Origin of the sequence: Vibrio sp. SNU_ST1 (assembly GCF_030563405.1) — a bacterium.
Taxonomy (GTDB): Bacteria; Pseudomonadota; Gammaproteobacteria; order Enterobacterales; family Vibrionaceae; genus Vibrio.
In genome coordinates this window covers 899,616-915,187 of sequence record NZ_CP130748.1, presented here as the reverse complement: position 1 = coordinate 915,187, position 15,572 = coordinate 899,616, and the positions used below count along the sequence as shown (strand labels likewise).

Genomic DNA, 15,572 nt, shown 5'->3' with positions numbered 1-15,572 from the left:
TTTTTGATAATTACCCATTACAAAACGAGCGGTATAAGTAACTTAAGGTGTCGCTGTTAAAGCGAAAGCACCACACCAGCAATCGCTGCGCTCATTAGGTTGGCAAAGACACCCGCACAAATCGCTTTAAAACCGTATTGTGAGATGAAAGAACGACGCTCTGGAACTAAGCTACCCAAACCACCAATCAGAATGGCCATTGTAGAGATGTTAGCAAAGCCACATAGAGCAAAAGTTACGATCGCTTGTGAGTGCTCACTTAGCGCCTCTTTAGCATCCATTAGCTGAATGAAAGCCACGAACTCGTTCACGACAATCTTGTTACCGATCAGCGAGCCGGCAACCACAGCTTCAGACCACGGTACACCTATCAGCCATGCAACGGGTGCGAACACATAACCTAGGATAAGTTCGAAGCTTAGGTTTACGCCAAACCAGCCACCAACAATACCTAACAAGCCATTCAGCATCGCAATCACACTGATAAAGGCCAGAAGTGTCGCACCCACCGCAACGGCAATACGAAGTCCAGACATAGCCCCATCTGCCATTGCCTCAACTACGTTTGTTGCTCGTGGAATCTCTACACCAGACTCAATATTTTCTTGAACATCCTCTGGGCTGCCTGGTACTAAGATTTTAGCCATCAATAGACCAGCTGGTGCCGACATGAATGCCGCAGCGATCAGATAGTTTAGGTCAACACCCAGCGATGCATAACCCACTAGCGTGCCGCCAGCAACAGAAGCCAAACCACATACCATCACAGCAAACAGTTGTGAGTCCGTCATATGTTTTAGGTAAGGCTTAACCACCAGTGGCGCTTCGATCATGCCAACAAAAATGTTTGCCGTTGCAGATAGTGACTCCGCACGACCTGTGCCTAGAAACTTCTGCAAAGCACCGCCGATTATGTTGATCACCTTTGGCATAAAGCCGATGTGATACAAACCTGAAATCAATGCAGAGAAAAAGATAATGATGCCGAGAACGTTAATAGCGAAAACAAATCCGTTATTCGTTAGGCCACCGAATAGGAAGTTAATCCCCTCTTGACCGTAGTTGATCAAGCTAGACACCGCACCAGTAGCTGCATTCAGCGCTTCTTTACCCATTGGCACATAAAGAACCAAGAGCGCGAATGAGATTTGCAGTAAGAAAGCCAAAGAGACAGTTCTTAGCGGGATATTTTTTCTGTCCGTAGATAGTAACCAAGCGGCTACTAAAATAGTGATAATTCCAAGTAGGGAAGCCATATGCGTCAACCTAAAAGTTGTAGGTAGGAAAGGCGACGCATTGTATAGAGGAAATCGTTTGCGGCAAGGTGCGGTTGTTAATGTAATGTTGGGATTATCAGTAACTTGCCCAAGATTAGATTAACGCATTGAATTTTAATGGATTAACTTGTTCAAAAAGCATACTTTTTCCATATGGAAATTATATTTATGAATTAGGAAACAATTAACGATGCAGCTCAACACAAGTTTTGAGATTTTTGTCCCAATACGTCGGCGAACCAACATGCTGTTTGATGAACTCAATCACTGCTGAAAGCTTCTTTGGCATGTTCTTTCGGCTCGGATAGACGGCATAAAATGGCATCAACTGACTGGCTCTCCATTCCGGTAATACTTGGATTAACTTGCCCGTTCTAAACTCTTCTTTGACTAAATAAGTCGCCAAATAAGCAACACCCCACCCAGATACAGCTGCGTCTCGTACCGCCTCTGCCAAATCCACCGAGTAATCGCCCGCCACTTTGACACTGAGGTTTTCTTGCCCGTTATCAAACGCCCATGACGTGTAGTCACGCTCACGGCTGCGATAAATAAGGCAATTATGGTCAATCAGGTCCGAAGGCACATGAGGAGTACCAGCTTTAATCAGATAATCCGGTGATGCCGCCACTACAAACTGACTGTCGGCTAAGCGCTGTGCAATATAACCTTCTGGCAAGTCTTCATTGTTGGTGATCCAGAGATCCAAGCGTTCTTCAATCATATCCACCTTATAGTCGAACAAGTGGACCTCGATTCTCAACTGAGGATAAAGCTGTCTCAGTTGATCAATCGCAGGAATGATATGCAGAGTGCCAAATGATTGTGACAAGCCTACGCGCAGGATTCCTGATATATCATCACGCTGGCTTTCCATATCCAGTTGAGCCGCTTTGACTGTGTTAAACAGCTGTTCACAGTGCTGATAGAATACTTCCCCAGCCTCAGTTAACGTTAGGCTACGTGTGGTTCTTTGCACTAGCTTGATACCTATCGAGTCTTCGAGCAAAGCAACCTGCTTACTGATATGAGACACCGAAACGTTCAAGCTTTTTGCAGCACTGGTAAAACCTTCGTGCTTGATCAGCGCATGGAATATCACCATCTGTGCAGCTCTGTCTGTTAGCACAAGACCACCTTTTTAAATATCTGAAATATAAAATTTAATCAAAAGAAAAAGGACTCCGAAGAGTCCTTTAGTTCGTTCTGCCTATGGTAGGCCAAATGCTATTCAAAGCGACCTAAATCAATTAACCAAATTAAGTCTACTAATCAAATTAGGTCGATTAATCAAACTTAACCCTGTCCGCTAGGTGGCTTACTGCCAAAGCAAAGTAGTAAGAACGATTCCACTTCATTAACACATTGTAGTTATTGTAAATGAGGTAAGAACGGCCAGTTTCATCGTCTGGCATAATTAGCCAAGCTTTAATATCTTCATCAAGCGTTGGCAATGGGCGATCGTCAAAGCGCTTAATACCAAGTTCAGACCACTCTTTTAAGTATTTCGCTTTGTCTTCGCCTCGGCCTTGCATCTCAATAGACACGGTCGACGGTACTTGAACCTGACGGCCCCAAGTATATTTGTCATCCCAACCTGATTGGCTTAGATAATTCGCCGCCGAAGCAAATACATCCTCTTCAGTACCCCAAATATCTTTCTTGCCGTCGCCATTACCATCAGCAGCATAAGCTAAGAATGAGCTTGGCATAAACTGAGGTTGACCCATCGCGCCAGCCCAAGAGCCTTTCATCTCTTGTGGTGTAATGTGGCCTTGATCAAGTATCTTCAATGCCGCCATCGCTTCGCTACGAAAGAAAGCTTCTCTACGTCCTTCATAGGCCATAGTCGTTAGAGCATCAATAACACTGTAGTTACCCGTGAACTTACCAAAGTTACTCTCAACACCCCATAGCGCGACAATGAATCTTGGTTGAACACCATATTCATCACCAATGCGCTTCAACGCTGAATAATGCTTCTTATAGAGCGATCTCGCCTGCTTCACTTTCCAATCTGGAACCGCGCGTGGAATGTATTCATCCAGAGTCAGTTTTTTCTCAGGTTGATTCTTATCGGCTTTCACCGCTCTTGGCTTAAACGTCACACCATCAAAGGCTTGATCAATGATCGTTTCAGAAATGCCTTCTGCACGGCCTTGTTGCTTTAGTTTCTCTACATATTGTTCAAAACTCAGCTCTTCAGCTTGGACCGAACCAATGGTCAGGCTATTACCCAATAGTAATGCCGACACAGCCAATATGGTTTTCGAAAATTTACTCAACGAGCACTCCTCCCTGAATTAAGGTAGCTATCACTCTTCGTCTTGAACGTTTTGCTGAGCTTTACGCTCTTTATGAAGTTCAAGTTCATTAACCGGTGGTGGCGGAACCTGCAAAAAGAAACCATCGGTGCTCAGTGATTCTCTCACTTTATCGATGTTCACTTGCGCCAGTTTACGGCCATCCATTTTAATTACCATTACAAAACTAGGTTTACCAAACATTTGCATCAATGCGTCAGGAACTTGTGAGAAATCATCCTTCTTAGGGATATAAAGGTATGTTCCTTCTTTCTTTGAACTTTTATATATAGAACACAGCATGACAAACCTTTTTATTGTTTATGACTACAAAACTCTCACTTACGAGATCAATAGTTTATGTTAAGGGAAATATTGGGAACAAAACGTTCATTTGACAACAAGATTACTTGCTGTGCTTGGTTTGGGAATATAACATGATAACCCTAGTTTCAGGCAACGCCCTTTATTTTATTGATAAAGAAATTGTACCAATCCGCTATTGAGGTCCTGTAGTTTTCGATGTCTAGTAACCCAGATCTAAAAGGTAGCAGTTTTACGCTATCTGTTTTGCACTTATCCGATGATCAAGTCGAAAATGCGGTGTCTTTTCTTCAAGAAAAAGTAAACCAAGCTCCCACTTTTTTCGCTGCTGCACCTGTTGTTATCAATATTAGCAAAGTCGCGGGTGATATCGATTTTGTGCAACTGAAAGAGGGTATATCTCAAGCGGGCATGATCCCAGTAGGTGTGGCTGGTTGTTCGGATAAACGTATGCAGAACCTAGCGAAAGAGGCTGGTTTTGCAGTGATGACAGCCAGTAAATCTCCTTCTCAAGCTCCAGCGAAGATGGCTCCGATAAAAGTGGTGAGAACCCCTATTCGTTCTGGTCAGCAAGTGTATGCAAAAGATAGTGATCTATTGATCCTCAACCATGTAAGTGCAGGCGCAGAAGTGATAGCCGATGGTAGCATCCATATCCATGGTACTTTACGTGGTCGTGCGATTGCAGGAGCCAGTGGTCAAACTGAAGCAAAAATAATTTGTAATGATTTACAAGCCGAGCTGGTTTCCATTGCTGGAAATTACTGGCTCAGCGATCAAATTGAGAGCGAGTACTGGCAGAAGAAAACCATGTTCAGTATGGCAAACGATGTATTACACGTTGATGTCCTCGCAATATAAGAGAAATAAAAGGAAAACAAAATGGCACGCATTATCGTTGTAACGTCAGGTAAAGGCGGGGTAGGCAAAACGACCTCCAGTGCAGCTATTGCCTCAGGCTTAGCCTTAAAAGGGAAGAAAACCGCAGTTATCGACTTTGATATCGGTCTGCGTAACCTAGATTTAATCATGGGTTGTGAGCGTCGTGTTGTGTACGATTTCGTTAACGTTATCAATGGCGAAGCGACACTGAACCAAGCGATGATCAAAGACAAGCGCACAGAGAATCTATTCATTCTTCCGGCTTCTCAAACTCGTGATAAAGATGCACTAACAAAAGATGGTGTTCGTCGTGTATTTGATGAACTAGATGAAATGGGCTTTGATTTCATCATCTGCGATTCTCCTGCAGGTATCGAGCAAGGCGCTCTAATGGCGCTTTACTTTGCTGATGAAGCGATTGTTACGACTAACCCTGAAGTCTCTTCTGTACGCGACTCAGACCGTATTCTCGGTATTCTTGATTCTAAATCTCGTCGTTCAGAAGATGGCTTAGAACCAGTGAAAACGCACCTTTTACTGACTCGCTACAACCCAGCACGTGTAACTCAAGGTGAGATGCTCAGTGTTGAAGACGTTGAAGAGATTCTTCACATCTCTCTACTGGGTGTCATCCCAGAGAGCCAAGCAGTACTGAACGCGTCGAACAAAGGTGTTCCAGTTATTTTTGACGAAGCAACCGATGCAGGTATGGCTTACAATGATACTGTAGAACGACTACTGGGTAGCCAAGTGGACTTCCGTTTCTTAACGGAACAGAAGAAAGGCATCTTCAAAAGACTGTTCGGGGGCTAATTCGCAATGTCATTACTAGAGTTTTTTAGACCACAAAAGAAGACAACCGCAAACCTAGCTAAAGAGCGTTTGCAGATCATTGTTGCCGAGCGACGCAGCCATGACGACCCAGCGCCTTCTTATCTGCCGCAACTAAAAGAAGACATATTGAAGTGTATTGCGAAGTACGTTGACGTCGATCCATCAATGGTTGATCTGACTTTCGAACACAAAGATGACGACATCTCAGTATTAGAGCTCAACGTCAAACTTCCAGAAGAAGACCGATAAGCAGAGCTCGAGCGGTGCTTATCACGATTCAATAAAAAAGAGAGCCTAGGCTCTCTTTTTTGTCTTTTATCTTGTGTCTAAACGCTATAAAAGATTAAGAATTCTGCATACGTTTTTTCAGTCGAGCTAAGTCAATTTCACTAGAGCGAACAGTCAACTTAATGCACTCGTAGTCGTACTCTTCTTTAACCACACTCATGTTTGAGCGAATCTCACCGATGATGCCTTGTCCAGAATAAGGGATAGTGATCTCTTCTTCGATCATGCCTTCTTCAGCAACACCAACGATGTACTTGTGCAGTTTCGTAATATCTAGCGGATCACGAGTCGACGTTAGCATCGCATCTGGGAATTCTTCGATCAGCTCTAATTGCTGTTCTTCAGTCAATCTATCGCACTTATTCAGCACTAATAGTTTTTCGCTACCTTCAACGCCCACTTGTGCTAATACGTCGTGTACGACATCAAGCTGAGCTCGGAACGAAACGTCAGAGGCATCAACCACATACAAAAGTAGTGAAGCATCGTGCGCTTCTGCTAGCGTTGAGTGGAATGAAGCAACCAGATCGTGTGGCAATTTCTTGATGAAACCCACTGTATCTGAAACCAGAATACGCGGCTGAGTAATTGGTTGAAGCGCACGAACCGTAGTATCTAGCGTTGCGAACAGTTTATCTTCACCCACCACTTCGGTTGCGGTCATTGCACGCATCATCGAAGACTTACCGGCATTGGTGTAGCCAACTAAAGCAACAGTGAAAAGCTCTGCGCGCCTTGTGCGTCGAGTCTTCATTTCATCTTGTACGCTTACTAGCTCACGCTTAAGCGCAGCAATTTGGTCACGTACGTTACGACGGTCTAGCTCTAGTGAAGTTTCACCGGCGCCCTGACCCATTTGACGCTCTTTATCACCCTCAGCCGTTTCACGAAGTCGCGGCACTAAGTAGTTTAGACGAGCGATATCAACTTGCAGACGAGCAGTACGAGTACGAGCGTGACGGCTGAAGATTTCGATGATGATGCCAGTACGGTCAAATACTTCCACCCCCAAACTTGCCTCAACAGTACGCATTTGAGATGGACTTAAATCACAGTCAAATACCACAACATCAGCGGCACCGTATTGGAAGTTGCCCGTTGGAAGATCATCAAAATCTAGCTCATCAATTTCAGAATCAAACAAACCCGACTCATCAAGAAAGTCTTCATCTTCAGCTTCTTCAATAGAGCCTTGGTAACCAGTTAGATGTGCAATTTCGGCAAGCTTACCTGCACCCAACACATTCTGTCTTTGAGATGAACTGTGGTGTTGCGATTGCGTACCGACCACTTTAAACCCTAGGGTTGTCACTAAGCGAGCAAGTTCGGCAAGAGACTCTTTTGCTTCGTCACCTTTAAAATCCGGTGTCGTAATAGAAATAAGTAAAGCGTTATTCGCCGCTGGTTTTGCTGTTAGTTTCATGTATTCTTCTGTTTATGCACCAAGGTGCAACCTAGTATTTGGTCTAAAGTAGTGTGATCCTACGCGTTTCTACGTCAGCTTTATATAGCCACATCACACTAAATATCAGCTTTGATGATAATTAGCTGTCTACTCGATGATTATTCACAATAAAAAACGACCCATTAGGTCGTTTTTTATTGTCTACAACGGCATTGTTATACCTATTAAGCTATCAATACTGTTAAACGAATTAATTGCTCACTGCAATAGGGTCAGGAGCTCCATCGGGATCATTACTTACAACCCCATCCAGAGAGAATGAGCCTCCGGTGGCTAACAGTACTCCACAAAAGTGAGGAGCCGCCATTGAAGTACCATTGTAGGAAACCGTTCCTCCGCCCACTTTGGTCGATAACACATCGACTCCCGGTTGAGCGTAATCTACATCAGCACCATAATTAGAAAAATAAGCGAAATTATCGTTAGTTTCTCCAAATGCGGAAATAGTAAATATGTTCGTACCGTTGGTGCTAGCTGGCGTAAAACCACTGGCATCCTGAGTTGAGTTACCCGCTGCGATTGAGAAAAATATACCTTGAGCTGCAGCAGTTTTAATCGCACTATCCAAGGCCGCCGAATATCCCGAACCTCCTAAGCTCATATTGGCACAGTCACCAGAGGCACCATAGCGAGCAACATGATCAACACCAGCAATCACGCCCGACATTGAACCACTGCCACTATTATCTAGCACTCGAACAGGGATCACTTCCACACCGGGGGCGACACCAACAACATCAAAGCCATCATCATAGGCACCAATTGTACCTGCTACATGCGTACCGTGGCCATTCCCGTCATTAGTGTTGGTCTTCTTACCGCGAGTGAAGTTTGCCCCTCGGGATTTATTTACATTCAAATCTGGGTGGCTGCTATCAATACCCGAATCAACCACCCAAGCAACGGCTGAAGAGTTACTCATATCAACAGTACCACCGTTGACTCTGGTTACACCCCAAGGGATATGTTGCGGTGCTCGTTCAACATCACCACCGCCGCCACCTTTACCGGGTTTACCCCCTCGCGGTAAAGCGTGCATGACGATATCAGGCTCAATGTAATCAATTTCTGAGAATCTATTTTTAAGACCTTTTAGTGCTTGTTCAGGAACCTTAAGTGAAAAACCTTTTAAGGCGTAGTTATATTGGTGACCGACTACACCTTGCCCTTTAGCTACCTCACGCGCGATATCACTCGCCCTAGATTCTGATGTGTTGTTCTTCAAAACGACAATATAACTGTCTCTAAAATCATGATTAACAACAGCAAATACAGATGAGGAAAAAAGAGCAAGTGACATTGCTCCTGAAAATATTTGGGCTCTCATTACAAACATCCTTTTTCCAAAAAATGAATATCCTATAAAGCATAGACGCTACTGATGATTTTATCATCAACTCAAAATTATCCGGCCCTGATACAAAAGCACCCCATCAAATGATGAGGTGCTTGGTAAAAATAACTTACTAGCAAAGCTTAGAAGTCGATTCTCGCTTCGGTTTGAGCATCGAAGAATACCGCCTTTGATAAGTCAAAATGAAGTGGCGCCATTTGCCCAACCGACACTTCAAATTCTGGCGATAAACGACACGCGACTTCTTGGTCATTCACTTTGACCATCGCGATGGTATCTGGCCCTGTTGGTTCCAATACTTCTAGCTGTAAGTCTAGCTTTGTAGAGGCAGAAACATCATCACCTTCCTGCTCGGTAATGTGCTCAGGACGTAGCCCTATAACCAGCTCTTTGCCATCTTGGTCGCGCATACTCTGTGGCAATCGAATGTGGTGTTCTTGAGCTGCCGTGCCCACAACCTTAATGATTGGATTCTGCTCGTCATCCAAATCCACCATGGTCTTAATGAAGTTCATTGATGGTGAGCCCATAAAGCCCGCGACGAACATGTTGTTTGGCTTGGTGTAGATCTCTTGTGGAGTACCGAGTTGCTGCAGTTCACCGTCTTTCATTACTGCGATGCGATCAGCCAGTGTCATCGCCTCAATCTGATCATGAGTTACATAAACGATCGTGGTGTTGAGCTTTTGGTGCAAGCGCTTGATCTGGTGGCGCATCTCAACACGCAACTTAGCATCCAAGTTAGAAAGCGGTTCATCGAACAGATACAGCTTAGGACGACGAGCCAAGGCGCGACCCATCGCGACACGTTGACGCTGACCACCAGAAAGCTGCGACGGTTTACGATCAAGCAATTGTTCAATTTGCAGCATTTCTGCCACTCGATTGACCTCAGCATCAATCTCTTGTTGCGGCATCTTGCGAATCTTCAAACCGAAAGCGATATTGCCACGCACCGTCATGTTTGGATACAAGGCGTACGACTGGAATACCATCGCAATATCGCGATCTTTCGGCTCAACCTGTGCTACGTCTACACCATCAATCACAATCTCACCTGAGCTAATATTTTCTAACCCCGCAATGGTGTTCATTAGGGTGGATTTTCCACACCCCGAAGGGCCGACAAGTATCAAAAATTCCCCCGAATCGATACTGATGTCGATGCCCTTTAACGTTTCGTTGTCCGCGTTACGATAGGTTTTACGGATCTGTTTTAAATCTAATGTTGCCATGGGTAATTATCCTTTTACTGATCCTGCCGTTAGGCCACGAACAAAATATTTTCCTGCGAAGACATACACCAACAGCGTTGGCAGTGCGGCGATGATCGCGGCAGCCATGTCGACGTTGTATTCTTTAACGCCAGTACTGGTGTTGACTAAGTTGTTTAATGCCACGGTGATCGGCTGAGTTTCTGAGCCCGAATAGACCACCCCGAACAAGAAATCATTCCAGATTGCGGTGAACTGCCAGATCACCGTCACCATGATAATTGGCGTTGAGATCGGCAATAAGATCTTGAAGAAAATCGTAAAGAAACCTGCACCATCGAGTTTTGCCGCTTTGATCAATTCATCGGGAATCGAGATGTAGAAGTTACGGAAAAACAGGGTCGTAAACGCCATGCCGTAGATAACGTGCACAATCACCAAGCCGATAGTTGTGTTTGCCAAACCCATTTTTCCTAACATGGTTGCCATTGGCAGCAACACCACTTGGAATGGAATAAAGCAGCCAAATAACAACAAACTAAAGAACAGGTTTGAACCTCTGAATTGCCATTTCGTCACGACATAACCATTAAATGCACCGAGCAATGTTGAAATCGCAACCGCAGGAATCACCATTTGGAACGAGTTCCAGAAGTAGCCTTTGATGCCTTCACATTTCACGCCCGTACAGGCGGTATCCCACGCTTTATACCAAGCATCGAACACCCACTCTTTAGGGAGGCTCATCAGGTTACCCGCCTTGATATCAGGTAAGGTTTTGAATGACGTCAGCGCCATCACAAACAATGGCATTAAATACACTAAGCAGAAGAAAAGCAGTGCTGAATAAATAAAGATTCGAGCAAAATTGATGTTATTCATCATGACTTTTTCTCCCTAAGTTCAGAGTAAAGATAAGGCACGAGAATCGCTAAAATACCGGCAAGCATCATCATGGCACTGGCAGCACCAAGGCCGATTTGTCCACGGGTAAAAGAGTGTGCGTACATGAATAGCGCAGGAAGATCCGATGAATAACCTGGGCCACCCGCTGTCATTGCCGTCACAAGGTCAAAGCTCTTAATCGCGATGTGTGAGGTGATGATCACCGCACTGAAAACCACAGGGCGCAAGCAAGGTAGAATGATTTTGAGATAGATAGTGGGTAAGCTTGCCCCGTCAATCTGTGCCGCTTTGATGATTGAAGAATCGATACCGCGAAGGCCCGCTAAGAACATCGCCATCACAAACCCTGAAGACTGCCAAAGTGCCGCGATAACCAAGGTATAGACCGACATTTCGGAGTCGACTAACCAATCAAATTTGAAGTCAGTAAATCCCCAATCTTGCATCAGCTTTTCAATGCCAAGACCCGGGTTAAGAATCCATTTCCACGCCGTACCCGTCACGATGAATGACAACGCCATTGGGTAGAGATAGATAGTACGAATCGCCCCTTCTTGGCGGATATTCTGGTCAAGTAATACCGCTAAACCAACACCAAGCAAGATAGCAATCGCCATGAACAGAAAACCAAACACACCGAGGTTGGTGATTGAGGTGATCCAGCGATCGTTGTCCATCAGCTTTTCATATTGGGTTAAACCAACGAAGTTAAAGCTCGGCAGAAATCGAGAGTTGGTGAACGACAGCGCTGCCGTCCAAAATATATAGCCGTAGATACACACCACGGTCACTAACGCGGTTGGCGCCAGTACTATTTTAGGTAACCAGTGTTGCAACCTGTCAGCAAAACTCGGTTTCGGTGCAGGCTGGCTCCTTGTGGGTTTTGGAGTCGACTCAGTCAAAACATGCTCCATAACTTATCCTTGTTGCACAATCGAGCCAATGGCTTACCTTTCGGCACCACATCAGCATCACGCATATCAGAATTGGGAGTGAAGAGCAGATAGGCTCCCTACGAGCCTACCCACCCTGGGGGTTCGATAAAGCAACACAACCCGTCACTCACGTGCGTTGTGTGTCACTTATCAAGTTAGATTAGATAGCCGCTTTCACTGCTTTTGCTAACTTAGCTGCCGCTTGTTTAGGATCGGCATCTTTCTCGTTGAAGAAGTTGGTCACCACGTCATAAATAGCGCCTTGAGCGTAGCTTGTTGTCGCTAGGCCGTGTGCCATACTCGGAACAAGATCGCCCGATTCAGCACTCGCTTTGAAGGTAGCCATTGAATCCAACGCACATTGATCAAACTTAGACATGTCCATATCTAGACGTACAGGGATTGAACCTTTGTTAAGGTTGAAGACTTCTTGGAAATCTTTGGTAAGAATGGTTTTTGCTAGGTCTTGCTGCGCTTTTTGGTTCTCTTTGTCACTTAACTCAAAGAACGCAAAGCTATCGATATTGAAGGTAAATTGGCCGTCAGTACCCGGTGCTGGTGCACAAATGTAGTCTTTACCTGGTACTTTGCCTGCTGCAGTAAATTCGCCTTTTGCCCAGTCACCCATGATCTGCATCGCTGCTTCACCATTGATAACCATTGAGGTTGCTACATTCCAATCACGACCTGGAGAGTTACTGTCGATGTAATCACGCATCTTTTTGAACTTGGTGAATACTTCCACCATCTTGTCGCCAGATAATACGTCCATATCAAGGTCAACGAACGCTTTGTTGTAATCTTCACTGCCTAGAACATCAAGAGCCACCGCTTCGAATACGGTTGCGTCTTGCCAAGGTTGACCACCGTGAGCCAGTGGAATGAAGCCAGCCGCTTTAATCTTGTCTGCAGCAACAAAGAACTCATCTAATGTCGTTGGAACCGTCACACCCGATTTTTCTAAAACAACAGGGTTTGCCCAAAGCCAGTTAACACGGTGAACGTTGACAGGAACCGCCACATATTCGCCATCCCACTTCATCACTTTAGTCACCACCTCTGGCAATAACTCATCCCATTGTTCTTGTTTAGCAGTCACATCGAGAGACGTTAGAAAACCTAAACCACCCCACTCTTGAATATCATGACCTTTAATCTGCGCGGCAGATGGAGGATTGCCCGATACTGCTCGAGTTTTCAAAACAGTCATCGCACTTTCACCGCCGCCACCAGCAACAGCAAAGTCTTTCCAAGTATGGCCTTGTTGTTCAATCATCTCTTTCAGTACTGCAGCGGATTTCGCTTCGCCACCGGCAGTCCACCAGTGAAGCACTTCCACTTCACCAGCTTGAGAAAATGTTGAGGCAGCAAGAAGAGATAGAGTAAGTAGGGTTTTATTGATTTTCATTATTATCTTCCATGTTTAGCGGACTCGACGCCCGGTTCATTAAAGAGTCTACTTATTCTGATTGATAAGATTGAAACAAAAGGTAAGCCCAATGTAACGCGATTGTTACATTACACTTCTAGGCCTGTTGGGATATAGACTTTGACTTCCAAGCCACCTTGAGAGGAGTTGCAAATAATGAGATCTCCACCGTGTCCGTGCAGGATGTTTCGGCAAATTCCGAGGCCAAGCCCGTGTCCTTGATCGTCCGTTGCTAGCCTAAAATAGGGTTCAAAAACCATCTCTAACTTGTCTTCAGGAATGCCATCCCCACGGTCTTGAATAGTCACAACAACCCAAATCTCATCACCACTAACTTCCACGACAGCTGATGAACCATACTTAACCGCGTTGTCAATTAAGTTGGTCAGTACACGCTTAATCGCCAGTGGTTTCGCGACCAATGGCTCAATGACGACTGGCTCGAACTCTACCTTCGTTTGGTACTGGTTATGAGATTCAATCACAGAAAGTACCATTTCGTTGAGGTCAATGATGGCATTATTCTCGTGTAGATCGGTGTCTCTTACTGCTTGCAAAGCACCTTTAACCATCATCTCAAGCTCATCGAGATCTTTATTGAATTTGTCTTTCTTTACTTCACTCTCCAACAACTCTGCACGCAATCTAAGACGTGTTATTGGTGTCTTTAAGTCATGGGAGATAGCTGAGAAAAGGTGCTCTCGGTCGGCAACATAGCGACGAATCCGTTGCTGCATGCGATTAAAGGCTCGGGTCGCGGTAACCAATTCAGTCGCCCCTTCTTCGTTTAGCGGAGGCTGCTGAATATCCATACTCATCTCATTGGCCGCCCTTGCCAACTTTTTAAGAGGACGCACTTGGCGACGAATCATCAAGTAAGTTAGAACCAGCAGAATAAGCGTTGAAGAAACTAAAAAGATCACCTGCTCCCTGCCGAGAATCGTATCGTCGAGTTTTACATATGGCGCTGGCAACAACGCAGCGATATATACCCATTCGTGGCTAGTTAATTCGATTTGAACAACCAGAATCGGCGGATTCAGCGGTTCTAACGTTAAAGTATGATGTGCCCACGATCGCGGGAGATCGCTTAAGTAGATGTCGTTTTTAAGCAAGCGAAGGTGTTCAGGTCGAGAAAAATCAACCCGCACTGACGCCACTTTATTGAGTTTGCTACTCAAAACACTTTCTATCGCCTCAATTGAGGCGGTTTTTAGTCGGGTATCCGGGATCGGTTCGACAATCAAAGCCTCTTTATTGAAAGAAACAAAGAAACGCGTACCGCCCATATTGCGGATTTGATCCAACACGATATGACGATATTTAACGGGTAGAGATTGGAAAAAAGTCACCGTTGAAGCAAACATGTTCGCCATACTCGACGAGGCAGAACGAATCCCTTCCAGCTCTTTGTGTTTTGATTCGCTATACCATATAGACGTTGCGATGCCCTGAGCTATTACCACGGCTAACAGCGTCAACAATAAGGTTCTTGCGACTAACGAATTTGGTTTCAACCAACTCATCCAGTTCATACGAGATATTTCATCCGGAATACTTTATTAGCATTACTTGATTAACAGTAGATCATGCTTAGTGTTCATACTTAACCGGCACAGCAAGAATATAGCCATTACCGCGCATGGTTTTGATGTAGTGAGGGTATTTACCACTGTCACCCAGTCGGCTTCTCAGGCGACTAAGCTGTACATCAATACCACGTTCAAAAGGCAGTGCTTCACGGCCTCTGGTTGCGAAAGATATGGTGTCACGGTCAAGAACTTCGTTAGGACGAGTTAAGAACAACATCAACAAAGAAAAGTCACTGCCCGATAAGTCCATCTCTTCTGAGCTTTCATTGTGATAGATTCGATGCGCGAGCGTATCGAGCGTCCAATCACCAAAAATGATTTGCTTTGGCAGTGCATCACTCGGCTTGTCATCCACCACTTGAACGCGGCGTAATAACGCTTTGATTCGAGCCATTAACTGACGAGGGCTAAACGGCTTCGCGATGTAATCATCTGCACCAATTTCTAAGCCGATAATCTGATCGGTTTCATCCGATACCGCTGTCAGCATAATGATAGGCACATTGGATTGCTTTCGTACTCGCTGACACAAGGTAAAACCGTCGTCACCGGGGAGCATCACATCGAGCAGAATCAGGTCGGGATAACCTTGGTTTTGCAGGTGGTTTTCTAATTCAACACCGTCTCCCACAGAAGAGACATCGAAACCTGATTTTGTGAGGTACTCTTCCAGCAGCTCGCAGATTTCTTGATCATCATCCACCACGAGAATTCGAGTATTTGTTGGCATCGCCCAAACCTATTAAATTTACAACTTATTCACATAGTG

15 protein-coding genes are annotated in these 15,572 nt (G+C 45.0%); 3 read left to right on the top strand and 12 right to left on the bottom strand.

Annotation, left to right across the window (positions count from 1 at the left end):
- Positions 1–56: 56 nt before the first annotated feature.
- The 4 genes from Q5H80_RS04155 to Q5H80_RS04140 form a co-directional block, all read right to left on the bottom strand.
- Positions 57–1,256: a NupC/NupG family nucleoside CNT transporter gene (locus Q5H80_RS04155; protein WP_304568934.1), complete on the bottom strand. Its 1,200-nt coding sequence runs from the start codon at positions 1,254–1,256 to the stop codon at positions 57–59.
- A 205-nt stretch (positions 1,257–1,461) separates the two neighbouring features.
- Positions 1,462–2,382 carry a LysR family transcriptional regulator gene (locus Q5H80_RS04150; RefSeq protein WP_304569372.1) on the bottom strand — a complete coding sequence of 307 codons (921 nt, stop codon included), beginning with the start codon at positions 2,380–2,382 and terminating at the stop codon, positions 1,462–1,464.
- A gap of 181 nt (positions 2,383–2,563) precedes the next feature.
- On the bottom strand, positions 2,564–3,562 hold the full coding sequence (locus tag Q5H80_RS04145) for a lytic transglycosylase domain-containing protein (protein WP_304568933.1): 999 nt from the start codon (positions 3,560–3,562) through the stop codon (positions 2,564–2,566).
- Between the two features lie 30 nt (positions 3,563–3,592).
- On the bottom strand, positions 3,593–3,883 hold the full coding sequence (locus Q5H80_RS04140; protein WP_304568932.1) for a YcgL domain-containing protein: 291 nt from the start codon (positions 3,881–3,883) through the stop codon (positions 3,593–3,595).
- 219 nt (positions 3,884–4,102) lie between these two features.
- Here Q5H80_RS04140 and minC point away from each other — a divergent pair, with 219 nt between their 5' ends.
- The 3 genes from minC to minE are packed head-to-tail and all read left to right on the top strand — an operon-like array spanning position 4,103 to position 5,869.
- Positions 4,103–4,765 (top strand): septum site-determining protein MinC, encoded by a 663-nt coding sequence (gene minC, locus Q5H80_RS04135; protein ID WP_122046962.1) that lies wholly within the window; start codon positions 4,103–4,105, stop codon positions 4,763–4,765.
- Between the two features lie 21 nt (positions 4,766–4,786).
- Positions 4,787–5,599 (top strand): septum site-determining protein MinD, encoded by an 813-nt coding sequence (gene minD, locus Q5H80_RS04130; protein WP_009848498.1) that lies wholly within the window; start codon positions 4,787–4,789, stop codon positions 5,597–5,599.
- A gap of 6 nt (positions 5,600–5,605) precedes the next feature.
- Complete coding sequence (gene minE / locus Q5H80_RS04125) at positions 5,606–5,869, top strand: cell division topological specificity factor MinE (RefSeq protein WP_009848499.1); 264 nt, start codon at positions 5,606–5,608, stop codon at positions 5,867–5,869.
- Positions 5,870–5,963: 94 nt separating this feature from the next.
- On the opposite strand, the gene hflX is transcribed toward minE, so the two are convergent.
- The 8 genes from hflX to Q5H80_RS04085 form a co-directional block, all read right to left on the bottom strand.
- Positions 5,964–7,331: a GTPase HflX gene (gene hflX / locus Q5H80_RS04120; protein WP_012603471.1), complete on the bottom strand. Its 1,368-nt coding sequence runs from the start codon at positions 7,329–7,331 to the stop codon at positions 5,964–5,966.
- Between the two features lie 232 nt (positions 7,332–7,563).
- Positions 7,564–8,709, bottom strand: coding sequence for a S8 family serine peptidase (locus Q5H80_RS04115; RefSeq protein WP_304568931.1), 1,146 nt, complete (start codon positions 8,707–8,709; stop codon positions 7,564–7,566).
- A gap of 140 nt (positions 8,710–8,849) precedes the next feature.
- Positions 8,850–9,962 carry an ABC transporter ATP-binding protein gene (locus Q5H80_RS04110; RefSeq protein ID WP_304568930.1) on the bottom strand — a complete coding sequence of 371 codons (1,113 nt, stop codon included), beginning with the start codon at positions 9,960–9,962 and terminating at the stop codon, positions 8,850–8,852.
- A 6-nt stretch (positions 9,963–9,968) separates the two neighbouring features.
- Positions 9,969–10,826, bottom strand: coding sequence for a carbohydrate ABC transporter permease (locus Q5H80_RS04105; RefSeq protein ID WP_009848502.1), 858 nt, complete (start codon positions 10,824–10,826; stop codon positions 9,969–9,971).
- Entirely contained in the window at positions 10,823–11,761 is a 939-nt protein-coding gene (locus Q5H80_RS04100) for a carbohydrate ABC transporter permease (RefSeq protein ID WP_009848503.1), read from the bottom strand. The genes Q5H80_RS04105 and Q5H80_RS04100 overlap by 4 nt, the downstream gene beginning before the upstream one ends.
- A 181-nt stretch (positions 11,762–11,942) precedes the next feature.
- Positions 11,943–13,190 carry an ABC transporter substrate-binding protein gene (locus tag Q5H80_RS04095; RefSeq protein ID WP_304568929.1) on the bottom strand — a complete coding sequence of 416 codons (1,248 nt, stop codon included), beginning with the start codon at positions 13,188–13,190 and terminating at the stop codon, positions 11,943–11,945.
- 110 nt (positions 13,191–13,300) lie between these two features.
- Positions 13,301–14,746: an ATP-binding protein gene (locus Q5H80_RS04090; RefSeq protein ID WP_304568928.1), complete on the bottom strand. Its 1,446-nt coding sequence runs from the start codon at positions 14,744–14,746 to the stop codon at positions 13,301–13,303.
- Between the two features lie 58 nt (positions 14,747–14,804).
- A complete protein-coding gene (locus Q5H80_RS04085) occupies positions 14,805–15,533 on the bottom strand; it encodes a response regulator (RefSeq protein WP_304568927.1) in 729 nt (242 codons plus the stop codon).
- Positions 15,534–15,572: the final 39 nt, after the last annotated feature.